Consider the following 21,443-nt stretch of genomic DNA (forward strand, 5'->3'; position numbering starts at 1 on the left):
GAAGACGATTCCCTTCTCGCGTTGTGATGGGGGATCCGCGGCGGACAATCCGACTTCCAGTACCTTGCACGTACTTGTGGTCACGCCTCTCTTCAGTCACGCCGCGAACGCGAACCGGAGGAGCCCGACACACCCCCTTGGAGTCAACCCGAACGCGGGTGACAGGAACTTCGCGAGTCAGGCCCTCCGGTTCGGTACGGCACGCTACGGGCGGCCAACCCGATCACGAACCGCCGACACGCCATATAAGTCGGAACTTCGGACTAAGGGCCATACTTGCGGTGTCCCGAAACTGTTGAGGCCGCTGCCGGCGCTCACAGCGCAGATCTGGCGGCGGTGTTTGGCGGCGACGCGGCGTCGGGCGCGGTGGGGTCGCGCCGGGCTCGGCCAGGTGAGCGCGGCACTGGAATCGGTGCGGCGACGCTGTTGGTGGGCGGTTGGTGGGCGATGATCACGCGCTGGGCGGCCAGCAGGATTGGGGTGTAGTCGGCCTCGCCGACGCCGCCGGCGGCGATCGGCTCGGCCAGGGTGTCGAGGAACGGCCCACCTCGCCCACACGACCCCACCACCACACGTTTGGCCAAGCGCGTCCGCGCAGCGACAAAGAACTGGGCGACCTTACCCGGCAGATGACCGCCCTCTTTGAGGCCACCCCCGCAGCGGACCTGCTGGACAAGCCCGGCATCGGGCCCGTTACCGCCGCGATCGGCTACGCCGCATGGTCGCACCCCGGGCGAGTTCGCTAGAAGGCCGCGTTCGCGAGCCTGGCAGGCGTCAACCCGATCCCCGCCTCGTCCGGTAACACCGTGCGGCACCGCCTCAACCGCGGCGGCGACCGCCGGCTTAACGCGCCGTCCACATGGCCGTCGTCACGCGCATGCGCATGGACCCCGAGACCCGGGCCTACGTCGCCAAGCGCACAGCGCAAGGGCGCACCCCGCGAGAGATCCGGCGCTCGCTCAAGCGCTACCTCGCACGCCAGATCTACCGACAACTCGACGCCGCGAACACCCCTGCAGCGGCCTCGAACACCTCCGAGGATCCGCCCTGGGATTTCGCAACCCCACCAACGACATCGCCCGATCGCTACTGGAAACCGGCGGATTCAAAACCCGACTACACCGTCACTCATGAAGAGCATGAAGAGTCACTTAGGTGCACGCGGAGAACGAGGCGTTGAAGGCGGCTGCAGCCACTTTGCAGAAAGTTGTGACACGCTCATGATGCCGAGCCACCCGTCGAACATCCTTGCGGCGTGCGGTCAAAAGAGTTAGCGCAGGTAGGACGCGGCATGGAGCCTCCTGTCAGGATCGAACTGACGACCGCTCGCTTACAAGGCGAGTGCTCTACCACTGAGCTAAGGAGGCCGGTCTGACCGCTGCCAGCCTAAAGGGTGTCGTCGGGGCTGGGACGATCGTGCTCGATGAGGCGCGGCGCGGGCACCGTTCGTGGTGGGGGACGGCGTGCCGGTCGCCGCGGCAGCAGCGGGATGCGTTCGGCGATGGTGCTCAGGGGGTTGACCACCATGGTCAGCGAGATGACGGCCTCCTGCAGGGTGGCGATGGCCGGCTGCAGCGCCTCCATCCCGGGGGCCAGTCGGCTCAGGGTGTCGGCAACGTCGGCGAGCTGTTCGAGCGGGCCGTTTTTCGCGGTCAGCTTATCGACCAAGCCGCCCTCGGCGAGCAGCCGTTCGACGAGCCCGTCCTCGCCGACAAGCCGTTCGATCAGCCCCTCCTCGGCCAGCAGCTGATCCGCCAGCCCGCCGGGCCGCAGGGCACGTTGCAGCGCGCCGCCCTCCTCGGTCAAACGGTCGAGCAGACCCCCCGGCGCGGTCAGCAGGTCGAGCACGCCGCCGGGGCGCAGCAGCCGGTCCACCGGTCCATCGGGCGCCAGGGCGCGTCCCAGCGGGGCGTCATGATCCAGCAGCAGCGCCAGTTGATGGGCGCGCGCGATCACGTCGTCGATCCCCAGCAGATGAGCCATCGCGTTCGGTGCGGCCGGTGGGCCGGTCGTGCCTAACGCACGTCGTGCCAGGTCAACCGCCGAGGCCGCGGCGGTCAAGCCAGCGTCCGCGGCGGCGAGGCCCACTCGTGCCGGGGTGATCACCACCGTCACCAGCCTTTTGACCAGGGTCATCACCCGAGTGTAGGCGCGGCGGCCCCCCGCCGACGCCGGACGGTGTGAACGCGCCGAGGAAGCGACAACGTCCGGGTTTACGAGCCGGTGTGGGGGTCCGGGCTCACCCCGGACAGCTGGGTGGAGGTGAGCTCGGCGAGCGCCGCCTTGATCTTGGCCTGGGCCTCGTCGAGTGATTGTGGTGACGGGTTGCGGTCGACGTGGGCGAAGCCGAAGTCGGCTAGGTTGCGCGCCGGGAACACGTGGATGTGCAGATGCGGCACCTCCAGCCCGGCGATGATCACCCCGGCGCGCGCGGTGTGAAACGCCCGGCACACCGCCTTCCCGATCAGCTGCGCCACCGCCATGATGCGCCCGAACGTCGCGCTGTCGACGTCTTGCCAGTGATCGATCTCGGCGCGCGGCACCACCAGGGTGTGGCCCTGGGTCATCGGCTCGATCGTCAGGAACGCCACCACCTCGTCGTCTTCGTAGACGAATCGGGCGGGCAATTCGCGGTTGATGATTCTGGTGAAGACGGTGGCCATGCGCCTGAGCATGGTAGCCCGCCGCTGCGCCCGTCAAGCGGGCCCGCGAGGTGGCGGGCGTCGGCCCGGCCCGGCGATAAGGTGACGGGTGTGCGCGTCCTGGTGATCGGCTCGGGTGCCCGTGAACATGCGCTGCTGTTGGCTTTGCGCAGAGATCCTCACGTCGAGGCGCTGGCCGTCGCCCCGGGCAACGCCGGCACCGCTTTGATCGCCGAGCAGCACGTCGTCGACATCGTTTCCGGTGACGCCGTTGCCGCGCTCGCTCGCCGCGTCGCCGCCGACCTGGTGGTCATCGGCCCGGAGATGCCGCTGGTGCTCGGGGTCGCCGACGCCGTGCGCGACGCCGGCATCGCCTGCTTCGGGCCGTCGCGGGAAGCGGCGCGCATCGAAGGCTCCAAGGCGTTCGCCAAGGAGGTGATGGCAGCGGCCGGGGTGCGCACCGCCGCCAGCGAGCTCGTCGACAGCCCCGCGCATCTGGACGCGGCGCTGGACCGGTTCGGGGTCGCCGCCGGTGAACCCGCCTGGGTGGTGAAAGACGACCGCCTGGCCGCCGGCAAGGGCGTGGTGGTGACGCCCAAACGCGATGTCGCGCGCGGCCACGCCGCCGCACTGCTGGACACCGGCCACCCCGTGCTGTTGGAGAGCTACCTCGACGGGCCCGAGGTTTCGCTGTTTTGCGTGGTCGACGGGCGTACCGTGGTCCCGCTGCTGGCCGCGCAGGACTTCAAACGGGTCGGCGACGGTGACACCGGACCCAACACCGGCGGGATGGGCGCCTACGCCCCGGTGCCGTGGCTCCCAGCCGAGCTCAGCCACAAGATCGTCAGCGAGATCGTCGAACCGGTCGCCGCCGAGCTCGTTCGACGCGGCAGCCCGTTTAGCGGTCTGCTGTATGCCGGCCTCGCGATCACCGAAACCGGGCCCGCGGTGCTCGAATTCAATTGCCGCTTCGGCGATCCGGAGACCCAGTCGGTGCTGGCCCTGCTGGAGTCACCGCTGGGCCAGCTGCTGTATGCGGCGGCCACCGGCACGCTGGCGGGGTTCGGGGAACCGCGCTGGCGCGACGGCGCCGCCGTGACGGTGGTGCTGGCGGCGGAAAACTATCCGGGACGACCACGGGTCGGTGACGTCATCGTCGGCTGGGAGGCCGACGGGGTGTTGCACGCGGGCACGGCGCGGCGCGACGACGGCGCGGTCGTGTCGACGGGCGGGCGGGTGTTGTCGGTGGTGGGTACCGGCCCTGATCTGGCCGCAGCGCGCGCGGACGCCTATGCAAAGCTTGGTTCAATTCGATTGCCTGGCGGGCATTTTCGCACTGACATCGCGCTGGCTGCCGCCGAAGGCAAGATTCGCGTCTAACTAACATGCCCTTGATGCGTGAGCATGCCGGCCCGTACCAGCGCTCGCCACCGCCTCGAGCCCGTCACGCTCAACACGGACGAGCGATTCCGCGCGCGACAGGACGTGTTGCGACGACTGCCAGAATCCGTCCTCCCGGTCTACGAGCGGGACGGTGTCAGGCGGCGGCTATCGCGACCGTGATGCGTTTGCGGATGCTCGCCAACTGCGCCGCGGTAATCCGCGAGTCGGTGGGGTCGACGCGCCGCAGCGACACGCTGGTGACGTGATGGGCCAACGCCCAACACGTCGCATCGACTCCGTTTTCGACCGTCGGCTCGATGCGCTCGGCGAACGACCTGTGCGCCAGTCCCTCGTCGCGGGTCAACGGAACTACCAGCATGTTGGGGTATTCGTCCGGAAACAACTCGTGGTCCTCAACGACGACTGCGGGACGCAGGCTGCTGGGCTCGTGCGGCAACGCGCCGCCCCGCCAATCAACTACCACGATGGTTCCGGCCGCGGGCCGACTCATGGCAGGTCGGCCTGCGGCGTCCCGAGCTCATCGAGCTCGCTTTGCGCTTCGGGGTGCTTGGCCAGGTGAGCCATCACGCGATCCCCGTCTGCCAGAATCGTCTCCCGCCGCACCTGCCGTGCCGCGGCTTCGGCCATCTCTCGAATGAATGCGCTCAGCCCCTTGCCTTGCCTACGGGCTGCCGCCTCGAGCACTGCCCGGTCGTCGGCGTTCAGTCGAATCGTCAGCGTCTCCGCCACCCACGGCATCGTAACACAACAACGTGTCACGGCTTGCCAGTGCGTTTCTCAACAGGATCCAGCAGCGAGCAGGTGTGATCAGCTCGGGTGCGTCGTGTCCGCCGGCCGTCGTGGTGCCTGGTCGATGACCTCGGCGACTTCCTCGTAATGCGCGACGTGGCACTGTGCCCGCCGGGGAGCCATCGACGGCCCTGCCTGTGATGCCTAACCCGAAGTTGCGACGGTTCTGATCGGGGATTAGCCGTTTGAGCTGACATTTTGGGCATGGACCTGGCCTGAAGATGTAGTCACGAATTTAGGTGTGTGTTGTTCGGAGTATTCTGGTGTGAAGCGTTTACACTTGTGGCTATGCCGCGTAGCCCGATGAAGGCCCACGTAGTCAGAGTGAGGAAGACTCACGTGGATAAGCAGGGCAGCGAACGGATCTATGAGTCGGTGCTGCTGCGCCGCACCTACCGTGATGGGCCCAAGGTGCGTAACGAGACGGTGGCCAATCTGTCGACGCTGCCCCAGGCGGCGATCGCCGCGCTGGAGGCGACGTTGAAGGGGCATACCCTGGTGCCCGCCGACGATGAATTCACGGTGACGCGGGCGCTGCCGCACGGGCATGTGGCCGCCGTGGCGGCGATGGCCCGCCAGCTTGGCTTGCCGGCGCTTTTGGGACCGCCCTGCCGGTCCCGCGATCTCGTGCTGGGATTGATCATCTCCCGGGTGATTCACCCGGGCTCTAAGCTGGCGACGCTGTCGCGCTGGGCTGACACCACGCTGGGAGCCGACCTGGCCATTGCCGGCGCATCCACCGACGAGGTGTATGCCGCGATGGACTGGCTGCTGGCCCGCCAAGACGTGATCGAAAAAAAGCTTGTCGCCAAACACCTTGGTCGCGATGTGAACCCGTCGCGTATGGCGTTGTTTGACCTGACCAGCTCGTGGGTGACCGGGCGCTGCTGCGAGTTGGCCGCCCGCGGGTATTCCCGCGACCGCAAAAAGGGACTTCCCCAGATCACCTACGGGGTGCTTACCGATGCGGCCGGGCGTCCGGTGGCGGTGCGGGTGTTTCCCGGCGACACCGCCGACCCGCTCGCCTTCACCGAGATCGTCGACGTCATCCGAACCAGGTTTGGGCTGACCCAGCTGGTGCTGATCGGTGATCGCGGGATGATCACCCGCGCGCGCATCGAGGCGATCAAAAAACTCAACGACACCGGCGCCGGGTTCGGGTGGATCACCGCGCTGCGCGCCCCGGCGATCGCCAAACTCGCCGCCGACGACGGGCCGCTGCAGATGAGCCTGTTCGACATCCAAGACCTCGCCGAGATCACCCACCCCGACTACCCGGGCGAGCGGCTGATCGCCTGCCGCAACCCCGCCCTGGCCGCCGAGCGCGCCCGCAAACGCGCCGAACTGTTGGCCGCGACCCAGGCGCTGCTGGCCCGTATCGCCGAGCGGGTCGATCGTGGAACCCTCACCGGCGCGGCCCGCATCGGAGAAGCCGTCGGGAAAGTCATCAATCAATACAAGGTGGGCAAGCATTTTCGCTACCAGATCACCGACACCGGCTTCACCTACGGGCGCGATGAGGCCGCCATCGCCGCCGAAGCCGCCCTCGATGGCATCTACGTGCTGCGCACTTGCGTGCCCGCCACCGACCTCGACGCCCCCGCCGTGGTGCAAAGCTACAAGAACCTCGCCCACCTCGAACGCGACTTCCGCAGCATCAAAACCGACGACCTCGACCTGCGGCCCATCCACCACCGGCTGTCCGACCGTGTCAAAGCCCACGTGCTGATCTGCCTGCTGGCCTGCTATCTGACCTGGCACTTGCGTAAAACCTGGGCACCGCTGACCTACACCGACGAACACCCACCAGCTCGCGACAACCCCGTCGCGCCCGCCCAACGCTCACCAGCCGCGAAAGCCAAAGCCTCCCGCCAACAAACCCCCCACAGCACCCCGCGGAGCTTTCGCGCCCTGCTCGACCACCTGGGCACCCTGACCCGCAACCGAATCCGCTACCACCACACCAACATCGAAATCGACACACTCACCCAGCCAACACCCGAACAACGCCGCGCCTTCGACCTCATCGGGGTCACCATACCCCTCACCATCGCCGCGTAGTCAGACCCAACCCACCAAAAACCACCAAATCCCCAGCCCAAAGCCCAGATCAGCCACCCAAACAGGCGCAACTTCGGCCTAACCGGGACAACCTAACCGGGATAACCTAACCGGGTAATCAGAACGCTGCGGCCTGCCCGTCGCGGCGGGGGTCGCTCACGGCGAGATAACCGTCATCGAGCCGCCAGATCGCCTGGCAGCTGCCGAACTGGTGGTGGTCATCCACGGTGATCAGCTCGTGCCCGCGCCGGCGCAGCTCCTCCAGCGTTGACTGGGCGAACCCGCGTTCGCAGCCGACCTGCCTGCCCTGGAACCACCGGAATCGCGGACCGTCGCAGGCGGTTTGGGGGTTTTGACCATGGTCGACGATGCGCACCACCACCTGCAGATGGCCCTGCGGCTGCATGGTCGCACCCATCACCCCGAAACTCATCACCGGCGCGCCGTCCTTGCTGACAAAACCCGGCATGATCGTGTGGTACGGACGCTTGTTGGGCCCGATCTGGTTCGGGTGTCCCGGTGTGGCAACGAAATTCGCGCCCCGGTTGTGCAGCGCGATCCCGGTCCCCGGTACCACCACACCCGAGCCGAATCCCAGGTAGTTCGACTGGATCATCGACACCATCACCCCCGAGGAATCGGCGGCGGCGAGATACACGGTGCCACCGCCCGGGGCCCGGGCCGGTGCCGGACCGGCTCGCTTCGGGTCGATCAGCGCCGCCTTGCTTTTCAGGTACTCCGGGTCGAGGAGGCGTTCCGGGCGCAGCGGCATGTGGCCGATGTCGGCGACGTGGGGCTGCGCGGCGGCGAACGCCAGCTTCACCGCCTCGATCTGCAGGTGCACGCTGTCGGCGGAATCCACCGCCAGCGAACCCATGTCGAAGTGCTCGAGGATGCCCAGGGCGATCAGGGCGACGATCCCCTGGCCGTTGGGGGGGATCTCGTGGATGGTGTACCCGCGGTAGTCGGCGCTGATGGTGCCCACCCAGTCGGCGTGATGGGCGGCCAGGTCGCTGGCCCGCATCGCGCCACCGTGGGCGCGCGCATGCGCCTCCAGCGTGGCGGCGAGCTCTCCGCGGTAGAACGCCTCGCCGTGGGTCGCGGCGATCTTTTCCAGCGTGGCCGCGTGGTCGGCGAGGGTGACCCGCTGGCCGGGTTTCGGCGCCCGGCCGTCGGGCAGGAACGTCGCGGCGAACCCCGGCTGGCGGCTAACCAGCGGCGCCTGGGCCGCCCACTGCGCCGCGACCGTGGGTGAAACCAGAAAGCCCTTGCGGGCGTAGGCGATTGCAGGCTCGAAAAGCCGTGGGAACGGCAGTTTTCCGAACCTGGCGTGCAGCTCGGCCCAGCCCGACACCGCACCGGGCACGGTGACCGAGTTCCAGCCCAGCAGCGGAACCGGCTCACCGCCGAAGTACTGCGGGGTCCACGCCGCCGGTGAGCGGCCCGAGGCGTTCAGCCCGTGCAGCCGCATGCCGTCCCAGACGATGGCGAAGGCATCCGACCCGATGCCGTTGGACACCGGTTCCACCACCGTGAGGGTGATCGCCGTGGCGACGGCCGCGTCGACCGCGTTGCCGCCGTCGGCCAGCATCGCCAGGCCCGCCTGGGCGGCGAGCGGCTGCGAGGTGCACACCGCGTTGCCGGCCAGCACCGGCTTTCGCGGCCAGGCGTAGCGGAAGTCCCAGGCGAAGGGCGCGCTCACCGCCGGAATCTTTCGGCGACCGCGCGCCGGTCGACGGAACCCTTCGCGGTGTGCGGCAGCGCGCTCGTCAGCTCGATGGTGGCGGGAACCTCGTAGGCGGCCAACCGCTCCCGGCAGAACTCGGCCAGCACCGTGGGGTTCGGCGAGGCCGACGGCGCGGGCACGACCAGTGCCGCGACGGTTTCCCCGTAGATCGGGTCCGGGACGCCGAAGACCGCCGCCTCGGCGACGTCGGGGTGCCCGGCCAGCACGGCCTCGACACGCTCCGGCGATATTTTCTCCCCGCCCCGGTTGATGAGCTCCTTGAGGCGCCCGTGCAGCGTCAGCTCGCCGCCGGCCGACAGCGAACCCAGGTCCCCGGTGTGCAGCCATCCGTCGGTGAACGTCCGCGCCGTTGCCGCGGCGTCACCGAGGTAGCCACGCACCACCGTGCGGCCACGCAGCCAGACCTCGCCGACCACGTCGGGCGGGCACGTCCGGCCGTCGGCCCCGACGATCCGGATCTCTGGCCCGGTCGAGCGGCCCACCAGGCCCGCCGGCGGGACCTGCCGGGTGTCCGTCGTGCTCGACACCTGGTGGGTGGCCTCGGTCATGCCGTAGGCGCTGAGCACCGGTGCCCCGAACTCGGCGCGCAACGCCCGTGCGGTCTGCGGATTCAGTGCCGCGCTGCAGCTGCGGATAAACCGCAGCCGGGTGGGCCGGGGCACCGCCGCGGTGCGCAGCAGGATTTGGTGGATCGTCGGCACCGCGGTGAACCAGGTTGCGTGTGCGGCCCGGACGTCATCGGCGAAGGTGTCCGCGGAAAACCGGCCGCGGGCGGGCAGCAGCACCGTACCGGCCGATGCCAGGGTCGACAGCAGCGCGGCGATCAGGCCGTGGCCGTGAAACAGCGGCATCACCGCGACGGTGGCGTCCTGCGGGCCGAGTTGATAGGTGGCGATGACACTGCCCACCGCGCGGGCAATGTTGCCGTGGGTCCAGGGCACCATCTTCGGCGACCCGGTGGTCCCGCCGGTGAACATGATCAGGGCGTCGTCGGGGGCCAGTCCTGCGGGTGTGGCGGCCGACGGGTAGGGGGCGGTCGTGGTGTCCAGTCGGACGCTGCTGGTGTGCGGGTCGGCGGTCACCGAGATCGGCCAGCACGGGACGGACGGCCGTGCGGTTTCGCCGGCCTTGTCGGCCTCGATCAGGATCACCCGTGCTCCCGCCGCCGCGATCCTGGCGTCCTGATCGGCCGCGGGCAGCGCCGGATCCACCGGGACTACGACCAACCCCGCGCGGGACGCCGCGAGTAATCCGACGACGAACTCGGTGCTGCTGCGCGTCCGCAACCCCACCCGATCGCCCGGCAGCAAGCCGCCGCGGGTGAACCGGGCGGCCAAGCCGTCAACCAGCCGGAGCAGGTCGCGGTAGCTGATCGGGACGCGCTCGGCGGTGACCACGAGCGCAGGCGCCTGCGGGTGCCGGCGTGCCGCCGCGGCGACCAGATCGGCGATGGGGGGGCTCGCATCCCCGGCGGTGGATGTCATCGCTCACAGGCTAGCCAGACCGGCCGGGCACGCCGGTAGACGAGGTATGAGACTAAAGAGCATGAGCACCCAATCGGCGCCCCCGGTGGCGCCCCCGGAGCTGACCGACGGTTTCCACCTGCTGGTCGACGCCCTCAAGCTCAACGGGGTCGGCACCATCTACGGGCTGGTCGGCATCCCGATCACCAACCTCGCCCGGCTGGCGCAGGCATCGGGAATGCGCTTCATCGGTTTCCGGCACGAGACCTCCGCCGGCAATGCCGCAGCGGCCGCCGGGTTTTTGACCCGCCGGCCCGGCGTGTGCCTGACGGTGTCCGCGCCGGGTTTCCTCAACGGGCTGGTGGCGCTGGCGAACGCCACCACGAACTGCTTCCCGATGATCCAGATCTCGGGATCGGGCGAGCGGGCGCTGGTCGACCTGCAACGCGGCGACTACCAGGAACTCGACCAGCTGGGCGCGGCCCGGCCGTTCGCGAAGGCGGCGTACCGGATCACCCGGGCCGCGGACGTCGGGCGCGGTGTCGCGCGCGCGGTCCGCACCGCGGTATCCGGGCGACCGGGCGGCGTCTACCTCGACGTCCCCGGCGCGGTGCTTGCCGAGGCTATCGACGCCGCCACCGCCGCCGGGACGCTGTGGCGGGTGGTCGATGCCGCTCCGCGGCAGCTGCCGGCGCCCGAAGCGGTCGAGAGTGCCCTGAGGCTGCTGGCGCAGGCCCAACGCCCGCTGCTGGTGCTCGGCAAGGGTGCGGCATATGCGCAGGCCGACAACGTGATTCGACAGTTCATAGAGACCGCCGGGATGCCCTATCTGCCGATGTCGATGGCCAAGGGGCTGCTGCCGGACTCGCATCCGCAGTCGGTCGCGGCCGCGCGCTCGCTGGCGCTGGCCCGTGCGGATGTGGTCATGCTGGTCGGTGCCCGGCTGAATTGGCTGCTGGGCCACGGCGAGCCGCCGCGATGGTCCGCCGATGCGAAGTTCATCCAGGTCGACATCGAGGCGTCCGAGTTCGACAGCAATCAACCGATCGCGGTGCCGCTGGCCGGCGATGTCGGCTCGGTGATGGCGGCGTTGCTCGACGGCCTGCGGGAACATCGGATCGTGGTGCCGGCGGCCTGGACTCGCGAGCTCGCCGAGCGGCGGGCCCGCAACGACGCGGCGCTGCGTGAGCGGCTGGCCGACGATGCCCATCCGATGCGCTTTTATGGCGCGCTGCGCGCGGTTCGCGACGTGCTGGACCGCCACCCGCAGGTCTACCTGGTCAACGAGGGCGCCAACGCTCTCGATATCGCCCGCAACGTCCTCGACATGCAGGTGGCGCGGCACCGGCTCGACAGCGGGACCTGGGGCGTCATGGGTGTCGGCATGGGCTATGCGATCGCCGCCGCCGTCGAAACCGGCGCGCCGGTGGTTGCGATCGTGGGGGATAGCGCATTCGGTTTTAGCGCCATGGAATTCGAGACCGTCTGCCGCTACCGGCTGCCGATCACCGCCGTCATCCTCAACAACGGCGGCATCTACCGCGGCGACGAGGCCGCCGTCTCGGGGACCGATCCGGCGCCCACCGTCCTCAACGCCCACGCACGCCATGAGCTAATCGCAGAAGCGTTCGGCGGCAAGGGTTATCACGTTACCACCCCGGCGGAGCTGCGCTCCGCGCTGAGTGAGGCGCTGGCCGGCGGCACCCCGGCGATCATCGACTGCGAACTAGACCCTGCCGCCGGCGAGGAAAGCGGGCATTTGGCCGGCCTGAACCCGAGGAGCACCGTCACGCCCGGTGGCTGAGGGCCCGACCCCGGCCCAATCCACGGGTCGGAGTGGGTTCCGGGCAAGCGCCGGGCGGTCTCAGGCGGTCAGCAGGGGTGCCAGCCAGGTCAGCTCGGCGGGCAGTTGTGCGCTCCAAAACGCTGCGTCGTGCCCGCCGGGTGAAAAACCGCCCGCCGGCGGGTGCGGCAGCTGGGCGACGAACTGGCGGGTCGCGGCGTAGAAGGGGTCGCCGATGCCGCAGTCCACCCGGATCGGGATCGACGCCAGCGCGGGCAGCCCGAACACCGAGTTCGCCGCCCAGTCGTCGGGGCCGTCGAACGCCCCGGGCGCGGCTGCGCCGGGGGAGAGCCACAGCGCCGGGCTGACCGCGCAGATCGCCGCGGTCCGGTCCGGCCCCAGCCGACTGCCGAGCAGCAACGCGCCGTAGCCGCCCATCGACCAGCCCAGAAACGCCACCCGGGAGGTGTCCAGGCCCTGCGTGCCCAGCAGCGGGATGAGCTCCTGCAGCACCATGGCTCCGGAATCCTCACCGGAAGCCCTTTTGTGCCAATAACTTCCGCCACCGTCGACGGCGACCACCGCGAACGGCGGCAGGCCCGCGGCGACGGCCTGCGCCAGACCGTGCTCGACGCCGCCGGCCATCACCGAGGCCGCGTCCGAGCCCTTGCCGTGCAGGGTGATCACCGGTCGCAGGGCGTTAGTCTGACCCGGTGGGCGGGCGATCGCCCAGTTCGTCACCACTCCGCCGCGGGCCGCCGACACGAACGAGCCGGTCGCCATCGTCGGCGCCGTCGGGGCCGGCGGTGCGGCCGGTGCCAGCGGAACGTGGGTGGCCGCCATCACCACCGGCGCGGCCGGCGCGGGCCGGGAATCCAGCACCGGGCCGAGCGTCTGGGCGCCCAGCGCGCCCGCGGCCATGCCGACACCGAGCCGCAGCACCGCGCGGCGGGTCAACTCGGGCATGCGGGTCATCATGCCAGAGGGCGTTTGACCGAAAGCGCGATGCGCCACCGGGCGGGCTGGCAGCATGATGAGGCGTGACGGCAGCGGTGACCCCCAAGGGGGAACGCCGACGGTACGCGCTGGTGAGTGCCGCCGCCGAGCTGCTGCGCGAGGGCGGGTTCGAGGCGGTGCGGCACCGGGCGGTCGCCCGCAAGGCCGGTTTGCCGTTGGCGTCGACCACGTACTATTTCTCGTCTCTCGACGACCTCGTCACCAGGGCGGTCGAGCACATCGGAATGTTGGAGGTCGCGCAGCTGCGGGCCCGGGTCGCGGCCCTGTCGCGGCGCCGCCGCAGCGCCGAGAGGACCGTCGACGTGCTGGTCGACCTGCTCGTCGGCGACGGGTCGGCATCCCAGCTCACCGAGCAGCTGATCAGCCGGTACGAGCGCTACATCGCCTGCGTGCGGCTGCCCGCGTTACGCGGTATCCAGCAGCGCAACCTGCGTCAGCGTGCCGAGGCTGTCGCCGAGGCTTTGGAACGATCGGGGCGTTCTGCGCACATCGGCCTGGTCTCGGCCCTGATCTGCGCGGCTGACGGTGCGGTGGTCTCCGCGCTGGTTGACGAGCGGCGGGATCCGCGGGCCGCCGCGCGGGCGACGCTGCTGGACGTCATCGATAGGCTGGCTCCCCCGGTCGGGGGGCTGTGAGTCGTCGATCCCCCGGGGCTGCCACCGGTGATGCCGGCCGGCGCCCGGGGTCATCCCCGGTCCGGCGCGCCGCGGCGGAGCGCCCGGGGAAGCGATGGGGTGATGATGTAGCCCGTGGCGAGATCGCCGTAGATGGTGACGTCTTGCGGGCGGTGCTGCCGGTACAGCGCGATGTAGGCGCACAGCACGGCGTCGACGGGGTCTTCGGCCACGTCCAGCTGCGCCGGGCGGGTGGCCGTGGTGACCCTGGTGCGCAACTCGACCCAGGCGGTGTTGCGGTTCACCCGCAGGGGCGGAGTCGCCGCATCAAGTCGCTCGATCAGCCCCATCAAGCGCAGCAGTTCGCTGCGGCGGGTGTCAAACGCGCCGTGCTTGTACTTCAGCGTGCGATCCAGGCCGAAAAGCACCACGCTCGCCGGATGCGGGTACACCTCGATGGCGCGCCGCATCGCCTCGGAGCGGGGATCCATATCCAGGCCGAGTGCGTCGGCCAGCCTGGCCCCGCGCGGAACCCCGGCAAACTCGGGCCGGCCGGTGTAGGCCGGTCGGGCACCCGCCTGGAACCGGCTGAAATCCCGGTTGAGCGCCTTCTCGCAGGGTCGGTGCCCGGTCGCGTTCGTCACCACCAGCGGCGCGTCGAACGCGGCCAGGCATCCCCCACGCAGGTAGCCGGACAGCGCTTGTGCGATGCTCGCGTCGTCTCGCGCCGCACCGGCGTGCAGCAGCCGGCCGTTCCCGTCGACTACCGCCACCCCGCTCTGATTGATCTCTCCCCAAGCAAGGTCGATCCCGAGGTAATACATGACCCCAGCGTGGCGCACCCCGACCGTAAGCTAGCTCGTTGTGAGCATTCCGAACGTGCTGGCCGACCGATACGCCAGCGCCGAGATGACGGCGATTTGGTCGCCGGAGGCCAGAGTCGTCGCGGAGCGGCGGCTGTGGCTGGCGGTGCTGCGGGCGCAGGCGGAACTCGGTGTCGAAGTTCCCCCGGGCGTGATCGCCGACTACGAACGGGTGCTCGAGGATGTCGATTTGGCTGCCATCGCGGCGCGGGAGCGGGTGCTGCGCCACGACGTCAAGGCGCGCATCGAGGAGTTCAACGCGCTGGCCGGTCACCAGCACATTCACCGGGGGATGACCAGCCGGGATGTGACCGAGAACGTCGAGCAACTGCAGATCCGCCAATCGTTGGAGCTGGTGTTCTCCCACGGCGTGGCGGTGGCGGCCCGGCTGGCCGAGCGGGCGGTCGCCTACCGCGACCTGGTGATGGTCGGGCGCAGCCACAACGTCGCCGCGCAGGCCACCACGTTGGGCAAGCGGTTCGCCTCCGCCGCGCAGGAGACGCTGATCGCGTTGCGGCGGCTGCGGGAGCTGATCGACGGCTACCCGCTGCGCGGCATCAAGGGCCCGATGGGCACCGCGCAGGACATGCTCGACCTGCTCGGCGGTGACCCGGCGAAGTTGGCGACCCTGGAGCGGCGTGTTGCCGACTTTCTCGGATTCCCAACGGTATTAAACAGTGTCGGGCAGGTGTACCCGCGCTCGCTGGATTACGAGGTGGTCTCGGCGCTGGTGCAGCTGGGCGCCGGGCCGTCGTCGCTGGCGCACACCATCCGCCTGATGGCCGGCCACGAGCTGGTCACCGAGGGCTTCGCGCCGGGACAGGTCGGGTCCTCGGCGATGCCGCACAAGATGAACACCCGCAGTTGCGAGCGGGTCAACGGCCTGCAGGTGGTGCTGCGCGGGTATGCCACGATGGTGGCCGAGCTGGCCGGGGCGCAGTGGAACGAAGGCGACGTGTCCTGCTCGGTGGTGCGCCGGACGGCGCTGCCGGACAGCTTTTTCGCCGTCGACGGGCAGATCGAGACGTTTTTGACCGTGCTCGAGGAGTTCGGCGCCTACCCCGCGGTGATCGAGCGGGAACTAAACCGCTATCTCCCGTTTCTGGGCACCACCAAGGTGCTGATCGCCGCGGTGCGCGCCGGGATGGGGCGGGAAGCGGCCCATCAGGTGATCCAAGAACACGCGGTGGCGGCCGCGCTGGCGATGCGCGAGGGCACCGACGAACCCGACCTGGTGGGCCGGCTGGCCGCCGACCCGAGGTTGCCGTTGGACCGGTCGGCGCTGGACGCCGCGCTGGCCGACACCCGGTCGTTCACCGGTGCCGCCGGCGATCAGGTCGATCACGTGGTGGCGGCGGTGGACGAGTTGGTGGGCCGCTACCCGGAGGCCGCGAAGTACACACCGGGTGCGATCCTCTAGACGGTATGGGGGGCTGGGGTCTCGCTCACATGTGAACGTGGGTTGCCGACAGGAAACGGGTCCTGGCCGGTAGAGCCACAAGATGTGGGAGGCCCCAGTGAAGGTTCAGCGTACGAGTGTTGGTTTGGATGTGCATGCGCGGTCGGTGGTTGGGTGCGCGTTGGACGGAGATACCGGTGAGGTATTCGAACGTCGGTTGACCCCGGATTATCAGGAGATTTTGGAGTGGTTGCGATCGTTGCCGGGCCGGGTCGCGGTGGCCTATGAGGCTGGCCCGACGGGGTTCGGTCTGGCGCGCTTTCTGGTGGCGGCTGGGGTGATGTGTCTGGTGGCCGCTCCGTCGAAGCTGCAACGCCCGACCGGGGATCGGGTCAAGACCGATGCCCGTGATGCGGCGCATCTGGCCCGGTTGCTGCATTTGGGTCAGATTGTGGAGGTCACGGTTCCCAGCGCCGAGCAGGAGGCGGCCCGAGATCTGGTGCGGGCACGAGAGGACTGCCGCGGGGATCTGATGAGTGCCCGGCATCGATTGTCGAAACTGCTGTTGCGGCAGGGGGTTATCTATTCCGGTGGAGGAACTTGGACCGGCAAGCACGAACTGTGGCTGCAGCGGCAGCGGTTTGACGCACCGGCGTTGCAGCTCACCTACGACACGGCACTGGACACGATGCTGGCCACCGTGGATCGCCGTAACCGCCTCGACGAGGCGATCGCCAAGTTGGCCGCCGACAGCGCCTACACCCCGGTGGTGACCCGGCTGGGTTGTCTGCGCGGGGTCTCGACGCTGACGGCGTTTGGGCTGGCCGTCGAGATCGGCGACTGGCACCGGTTGACCGGCCGCTCGATCGGCGCCTACCTGGGTCTGGTGCCATGCGAGTACAGCTCGGGGGCTTCCCGCTCGCAGGGGGCGATCACCAAGACCGGCAACGGCCACGCCCGCCGACTGCTCATCGAGGCGGCCTGGCATCACCGCCAGCCCTACCGACCCGGAATGGTGATGCGGCGCCGCTGGGACGCGGCCAGCCCGGCAGCACGGGCGCGCGGCCAACAGGCCAACCGGCGCCTGCACGAGCGCTGGTGTCGCTTCGATGCCCGTAACAAGCGCCCGGTGGTCGCCAACACCGCGATCGCCCGCGAACTGGCGGGCTGGTGCTGGTCACTGGCGGTCCTCGACAGCTAAACCCGCGCCCTCCACAACTGCCCGAATCGAGCCTGGTGGCGGCAGCGCCTGGGAGTGACCCGCGAACGCTTTATGAGCAATCCTGTTGCCTGACAACATGATGACGCTCGACCTCTAGATCCGCGATCCACTCCAGCAGAACAGTCCGTCCTGCGGTAACCAACCCGCGAATATCAGACTTGACACCCGCGTCGACAACCTCGACACGCTCGCCAACCGGGACGATTCGGTCAACCGGAAGCAGGCGCCCGGCGACGGCCGCGGCGCCTGCTTCCCCCTGCCTGGTTGACAAAACGAATTACATATCAAAGCGTGTCGCCGCGGTAATGGCCACCGGCATCTTGTCGATCGCCGCCCGCGATCACCACTACCCGCTGATCAGCGACGCGCTGGACGCGCTGGCCGTCGGGGGCCTGGTGCTCCTGGTCGCTGCGGTGGTGGCCAGCGCCGTCACGCGTCGGATCGCCATCTGGGATTTGACGGATCCCGACGTCACGCTGCGGCTGTTCACCTTCGTCGCCGCGTGCGCGGTGCTGGCCGCCAGGCTTGCGGCCCATGTACTGGTGGCCGGTGCCCTCGCGGTGGTGGCGCTGTCGTCGTGGCTGGTGCTGACCGGGCTTACCGTGCGTAACATGGCGGCCCGCCGGCTGCCGCGGCTGCGTGACCACGCCCACGGCGCGTGGGAGCTGCCCAGCGTGGGCACGTCTGGTCTGGTGATTGTGGCGGTTCGGCTCGGCCATCACACCGGACACCGTTGGTGGTTGGCGGCTGCTGTGCCGATCTGGCTGGCGGCGATCGGCGTCTACGTCCTGATGACGTGGCTGATCCTCTGGCGCGCGGTTGCCGAGCGGCAGGATCGTGACGGCTTCGAGCCGGATACCTGGATTCTGATGGGCGCCTTGGCCATCTCGACACTGGCCGGCGACTACATCCACCAACTGGCCCCCGCGTGGTTGGCGGGTGCGGTGCGAGCGGCCACCGTGCTGACCTGGACCCTGGCCACGTTATGGATTCCCCCGCTGATCTATTTCGGTCTGCACCGTATCGGCCGGCGGCCCGAGGCGCTGCAGTTCGCCGGTGTCTGGTGGGCGTTGGTGTTTCCCTTGGGCATGTACTCGGCGGCGACCCATGCTATGGCGGCCGAGCTGGATTTATGGTCGCTGCAGACGGTTTCGCTGGTGTTCTTCTGGAACGCGCTGGCGGTGTGGCTGATCGTGGCCGGCGCCGGGCTGCTGCGATTGCGGCGCGTGCTGGGGCGGTGAGCATCGGCGGTGGCGGGCGGGGGCGAACCGCGACCTCGTGGGCCTGCCCCCAGCGCCGGGCAGCCCGATACGCTGACCTGGTGCGCCTGCGCCCCCGGTTGTCCGAGTACCAACATCTGGCCAGCGGTAAGGTCCGTGAGCTGTACCGCATCGATGACGAGCATCTGCTGTTCGTCGCGACCGACCGGATCTCGGCGTTCGACTACGTGCTCGACAGCACCATCCCGGACAAGGGGCGTGTGTTAACCGCGATGAGCGTGTTCTTTTTCACCCTCGTCGAAGTCCCCAACCACCTGGCCGGGCCGCCCGATGACCCGCGGATCCCCGACGAGGTGCTCGGGCGCGCGTTGGTGGTGCGCCGACTTCAGATGATCCCGGTGGAGTGCGTGGCGCGCGGCTATCTAACCGGATCGGGGCTATCCGACTACCAGCGAACCGGTACAGTCTGTGGGATCCGCTTGCCGCCCGGCCTGGTTGAGGCCAGCAGGCTTCCCACCCCGCTGTTCACCCCGGCGACGAAAGCACAGCCCGGACACCATGATGAGAACATTCCGTTCGCGCGGCTGATCCAGATGGTCGGCGCGGTGCGCGCCAACCAATTGCGGGACCGTACCCTACAGACCTATGTGCGGGCCGCCGACCACGCATTGACGAAAGGAATTATCATCGCCGACACCAAATTCGAATTCGGTCTCGACCCGCACGGCAACCTGGTGCTGGCCGACGAGATCTTCACCCCCGACTCGTCACGGTACTGGTCGGCCCAGCAGTATCGTGCCGGCGTTGTCCAGGACAGCTTCGATAAGCAGTTCGTCCGCAACTGGCTCACCAGCCCCGAGTCGGGATGGGACCGAACCGGCTCGGAGCCGCCACCGCCGCTTCCGGACCATGTCATCGTGGCCACCCGGGAGCGCTACATCGAGGCCTACGAACGGATTTCCGGAAAGAGTTTCGACGACTGGATTGGCCGGGGCGCATGATGGGCAAACCTCCTGTTGCCAAGCGGGTAATGAGCCGACGAGAGTTCCACGGAGACGTTTTCCTCGACCCGTACGAATGGCTGCGTGACAAATCCGACCCCGACGTCATCGCCTACCTGGAAGCTGAAAACGACTACGCCGAGCGGATGACCGCTCACTTGGAGCCGTTGCGGCAGCGAATCTTCGATGAGATCAAGACACGCACCAAGGAAACCGACTTGTCGGTACCGATTCGGCGTGATGGATGGTGGTATTACACACGAACTTTCGAGGGGAAACAGTACGGTGTCCAATGCCGGTGCCCGGTAGCGGATCCAGACGATTGGCAACCCCCGGTATTCGATGAGGACACCGAGATACCCGGGGAACAGGTGATTCTCGACGAGAATGACGAGGCCCGGGGCCATGAGTTTTTCACCTTGGGTGCGGCCAGTGTCAGCCCCGACGGCAATATTCTGGCCTACTCGGTAGATGTCGTCGGCGATGAGCGATATACCCTGCGGTTCAAGGACTTACGTACGGGAGAGCGATACCCCGATGAGATCGCGGGCATCGGCGCAGGTGTCACCTGGGCGACCGACAACCGCACGGTGTACTACACGACCCTGGACGCGGCGTGGCGTCCCGAGACGGTGTGGCGCTATCGGCTCGGTTCCGGTGAGCCGGCCGAACAGGTGTATCACGAGCGAGATGAACGGTTCTGGCTCGCGGTGGGCCGCACCCGAAGCGACGCCTACGTGCTGATCGTCTCGGGGTCGGCCGTCACCTCCGAGGTGCGTTACGCGGATGCCTCCGACCCGCACGGCGGATTCGCCGTGGTGCTGCCGCGACGGGAGGGTGTCGAGTATTCGGTGGAACACGCGGTTGTCGGTGGCGAGGACCGGTTTTTACTGTTGCACAACGATAATGCGGTCAACTTCACTTTGGCCGAGGCGCCGGTGAGCGATCCGGCTAGGCAGCGCACCTTGATTGCTCACCGTGATGACGTCCGGCTGGACGGGGTGGACGCGTTCGCCAATCACCTGGTGGTCAGCTATCGGCGAGCGGCGCTGCCCCGTCTGCAGGTGTGGCCCATCAACCCCGACGGGCGCTACGAGCACCCCGAGGAGATCGGCTTTGACTCCGAGCTGATGTCGGTCGCCCTGGGACCCAACCCCACGTGGGACTCACCGAAACTGCGTATTGGCGCGGCATCGTTTGTGACCCCGACACGGATCTACGACATCGACCTTCGCAGCGGTGAGCGCACGTTGCTTCGGGAGCAGCCGGTGCTGGGCGGCTACCGGCGCGAGGACTACGTCGAGCGCCGCGACTGGGCGCGCGCCGTCGACGGCACCCGGATTCCGGTCTCGATCGTGCACCGAAGCGACAACACGTTTCCCGCTCCAACACTGCTGTACGGCTACGGCGCTTACGAGATCTGTGAGGACCCGCGGTTTTCCATCGCACGGCTTTCGCTGCTGGATCGCGGCATGGTGTTCGCCATCGCCCATGTCCGCGGTGGCGGCGAGATGGGCCGGCTGTGGTACGAGCACGGCAAGTTGTTGGAGAAAAAGAATAGCTTCACCGACTTCATCGCCGTGGCGGAGCATCTGGTGAACACGGGGCTGACCCGGCCGCGAAACCTGGTGGCGATGGGCGGCAGCGCGGGCGGGCTGCTGGTGGGCGCGGTGGCCAACATGGCACCGGAGTTGTTTGCCGGAATCCTGGCGCAAGTGCCGTTCGTCGACCCGCTGACCACCATCTTGGATCCGTCGTTGCCGTTGACGGTCACCGAGTGGGAGGAATGGGGAAACCCGCTAAGCGATCGCGATGTCTATTTCTATGTGAAGTCCTACTCGCCGTATGAGAACATCACCGCCCAACGCTATCCGCCGATTCTGGCGATGACGTCGCTGCACGACACCCGGGTGCACTACGTGGAGCCCGCGAAGTGGGTCGCGGCGTTGCGCTACACCAAGACCGACGACAACCCGGTGTTGCTGAAAACCTGGATGAGCGCCGGGCACGGCGGGGTCAGCGGACGCTACGAACGCTGGAAGGAGACCGCCTTCCAATACGCCTGGCTGCTAGCTGTTGCCGATCGCGACCACTACGGCAGCGGCCAGAAAGACGACCTCTATAGCCGTGCGCAGGGATAGCCGCGTCGTCATCGACTTCGGCGGGTTGGGCATGCGGGCCGCGTAGACGTTGGCGGGGAACATCACCAGCATCAAAA

The 21,443-nt window shown here is 68.5% G+C and carries 18 protein-coding genes, 1 tRNA gene and 1 pseudogene; 10 read left to right on the forward strand and 10 right to left on the reverse strand.

What is annotated here, in order from left to right; translation table 11 throughout:
- Positions 1-314 precede the first annotated feature (314 nt).
- Positions 315-584: a hypothetical protein gene (locus QJR12_RS04820; protein ID WP_300579645.1), complete on the reverse strand. Its 270-nt coding sequence runs from the start codon at positions 582-584 to the stop codon at positions 315-317.
- 15 nt (positions 585-599) lie between these two features.
- Here QJR12_RS04820 and QJR12_RS04825 point away from each other — a divergent pair.
- Positions 600-1,006: pseudogene (locus QJR12_RS04825) on the forward strand (IS110 family transposase); the annotation flags it as partial.
- 286 nt (positions 1,007-1,292) lie between these two features.
- Here the strand turns inward: QJR12_RS04825 and QJR12_RS04830 are convergent.
- The 3 genes from QJR12_RS04830 to QJR12_RS04840 all read right to left on the reverse strand — a co-directional run bounded on the left by QJR12_RS04830 (position 1,293) and on the right by QJR12_RS04840 (position 2,663).
- Positions 1,293-1,367: transfer RNA gene (locus tag QJR12_RS04830), tRNA-Thr, on the reverse strand.
- Between the two features lie 19 nt (positions 1,368-1,386).
- On the reverse strand, positions 1,387-2,136 hold the full coding sequence (locus QJR12_RS04835; protein WP_300579552.1) for a hypothetical protein: 750 nt from the start codon (positions 2,134-2,136) through the stop codon (positions 1,387-1,389).
- Between the two features lie 77 nt (positions 2,137-2,213).
- Positions 2,214-2,663 carry an HIT family protein gene (locus QJR12_RS04840; protein WP_300579553.1) on the reverse strand — a complete coding sequence of 150 codons (450 nt, stop codon included), beginning with the start codon at positions 2,661-2,663 and terminating at the stop codon, positions 2,214-2,216.
- Positions 2,664-2,753: 90 nt separating this feature from the next.
- Between QJR12_RS04840 and purD the strand changes: the two genes are divergently transcribed.
- Positions 2,754-4,022: a phosphoribosylamine--glycine ligase gene (gene purD, locus QJR12_RS04845; RefSeq protein WP_300579554.1), complete on the forward strand. Its 1,269-nt coding sequence runs from the start codon at positions 2,754-2,756 to the stop codon at positions 4,020-4,022.
- A gap of 157 nt (positions 4,023-4,179) precedes the next feature.
- On the opposite strand, the gene QJR12_RS04850 is transcribed toward purD, so the two are convergent.
- Both QJR12_RS04850 and QJR12_RS04855 read right to left on the reverse strand, forming a co-directional pair.
- Entirely contained in the window at positions 4,180-4,536 is a 357-nt protein-coding gene (locus tag QJR12_RS04850; protein ID WP_300579555.1) for a type II toxin-antitoxin system PemK/MazF family toxin, read from the reverse strand.
- Positions 4,533-4,775, reverse strand: a complete 243-nt coding sequence (locus QJR12_RS04855) for a DUF1778 domain-containing protein (protein ID WP_300579556.1) — start codon at positions 4,773-4,775, stop codon at positions 4,533-4,535. The genes QJR12_RS04850 and QJR12_RS04855 overlap by 4 nt, the downstream gene beginning before the upstream one ends.
- Before the next feature lie 384 nt (positions 4,776-5,159).
- Here QJR12_RS04855 and QJR12_RS04860 point away from each other — a divergent pair, with 384 nt between their 5' ends.
- The gene (locus tag QJR12_RS04860) at positions 5,160-6,896 is read left to right on the forward strand and encodes an IS1634 family transposase (protein WP_300579557.1); all 1,737 of its coding nucleotides are present in this window, start codon (positions 5,160-5,162) and stop codon (positions 6,894-6,896) included.
- Between the two features lie 118 nt (positions 6,897-7,014).
- Here QJR12_RS04860 and QJR12_RS04865 read toward each other — a convergent pair whose 3' ends face one another.
- Both QJR12_RS04865 and QJR12_RS04870 read right to left on the reverse strand, forming a co-directional pair.
- Positions 7,015-8,598: a gamma-glutamyltransferase family protein gene (locus QJR12_RS04865; protein ID WP_300579558.1), complete on the reverse strand. Its 1,584-nt coding sequence runs from the start codon at positions 8,596-8,598 to the stop codon at positions 7,015-7,017.
- Complete coding sequence (locus tag QJR12_RS04870) at positions 8,595-10,127, reverse strand: FadD7 family fatty acid--CoA ligase (RefSeq protein ID WP_300579559.1); 1,533 nt, start codon at positions 10,125-10,127, stop codon at positions 8,595-8,597. The genes QJR12_RS04865 and QJR12_RS04870 overlap by 4 nt, the downstream gene beginning before the upstream one ends.
- A gap of 61 nt (positions 10,128-10,188) precedes the next feature.
- Here QJR12_RS04870 and oxc point away from each other — a divergent pair, with 61 nt between their 5' ends.
- Positions 10,189-11,910, forward strand: a complete 1,722-nt coding sequence (oxc, locus tag QJR12_RS04875) for an oxalyl-CoA decarboxylase (protein WP_300579560.1) — start codon at positions 10,189-10,191, stop codon at positions 11,908-11,910.
- 60 nt (positions 11,911-11,970) lie between these two features.
- Here oxc and QJR12_RS04880 read toward each other — a convergent pair whose 3' ends face one another.
- A complete protein-coding gene (locus QJR12_RS04880) occupies positions 11,971-12,867 on the reverse strand; it encodes an alpha/beta hydrolase-fold protein (RefSeq protein WP_300579561.1) in 897 nt (298 codons plus the stop codon).
- 62 nt (positions 12,868-12,929) lie between these two features.
- Between QJR12_RS04880 and QJR12_RS04885 the strand changes: the two genes are divergently transcribed.
- Complete coding sequence (locus tag QJR12_RS04885; RefSeq protein WP_300579562.1) at positions 12,930-13,541, forward strand: TetR family transcriptional regulator; 612 nt, start codon at positions 12,930-12,932, stop codon at positions 13,539-13,541.
- 50 nt (positions 13,542-13,591) lie between these two features.
- Here QJR12_RS04885 and QJR12_RS04890 read toward each other — a convergent pair whose 3' ends face one another.
- Entirely contained in the window at positions 13,592-14,344 is a 753-nt protein-coding gene (locus tag QJR12_RS04890; RefSeq protein WP_300579563.1) for a DUF429 domain-containing protein, read from the reverse strand.
- Between the two features lie 40 nt (positions 14,345-14,384).
- On the opposite strand from QJR12_RS04890, the gene purB reads away from it, so the two are divergent.
- The 5 genes from purB to QJR12_RS04915 all read left to right on the forward strand — a co-directional run bounded on the left by purB (position 14,385) and on the right by QJR12_RS04915 (position 21,366).
- A complete protein-coding gene (purB, locus tag QJR12_RS04895; protein ID WP_300579564.1) occupies positions 14,385-15,803 on the forward strand; it encodes an adenylosuccinate lyase in 1,419 nt (472 codons plus the stop codon).
- An 82-nt stretch (positions 15,804-15,885) separates the two neighbouring features.
- Positions 15,886-16,983 carry an IS110 family transposase gene (locus tag QJR12_RS04900; RefSeq protein ID WP_300575550.1) on the forward strand — a complete coding sequence of 366 codons (1,098 nt, stop codon included), beginning with the start codon at positions 15,886-15,888 and terminating at the stop codon, positions 16,981-16,983.
- Between the two features lie 326 nt (positions 16,984-17,309).
- The gene (locus QJR12_RS04905) at positions 17,310-18,245 is read left to right on the forward strand and encodes a tellurite resistance/C4-dicarboxylate transporter family protein (RefSeq protein WP_300579565.1); all 936 of its coding nucleotides are present in this window, start codon (positions 17,310-17,312) and stop codon (positions 18,243-18,245) included.
- Positions 18,246-18,331: 86 nt separating this feature from the next.
- Positions 18,332-19,225, forward strand: coding sequence for a phosphoribosylaminoimidazolesuccinocarboxamide synthase (locus tag QJR12_RS04910; RefSeq protein WP_300579638.1), 894 nt, complete (start codon positions 18,332-18,334; stop codon positions 19,223-19,225).
- Positions 19,222-21,366: a S9 family peptidase gene (locus QJR12_RS04915; protein ID WP_300579566.1), complete on the forward strand. Its 2,145-nt coding sequence runs from the start codon at positions 19,222-19,224 to the stop codon at positions 21,364-21,366. The genes QJR12_RS04910 and QJR12_RS04915 overlap by 4 nt, the downstream gene beginning before the upstream one ends.
- The last annotated feature ends 77 nt before the right edge of the window (positions 21,367-21,443 follow it).

The sequence above is a fragment of the Mycobacterium sp. genome (assembly GCF_029961025.1).
Lineage (GTDB): Bacteria > Actinomycetota > Actinomycetes > Mycobacteriales > Mycobacteriaceae > Mycobacterium.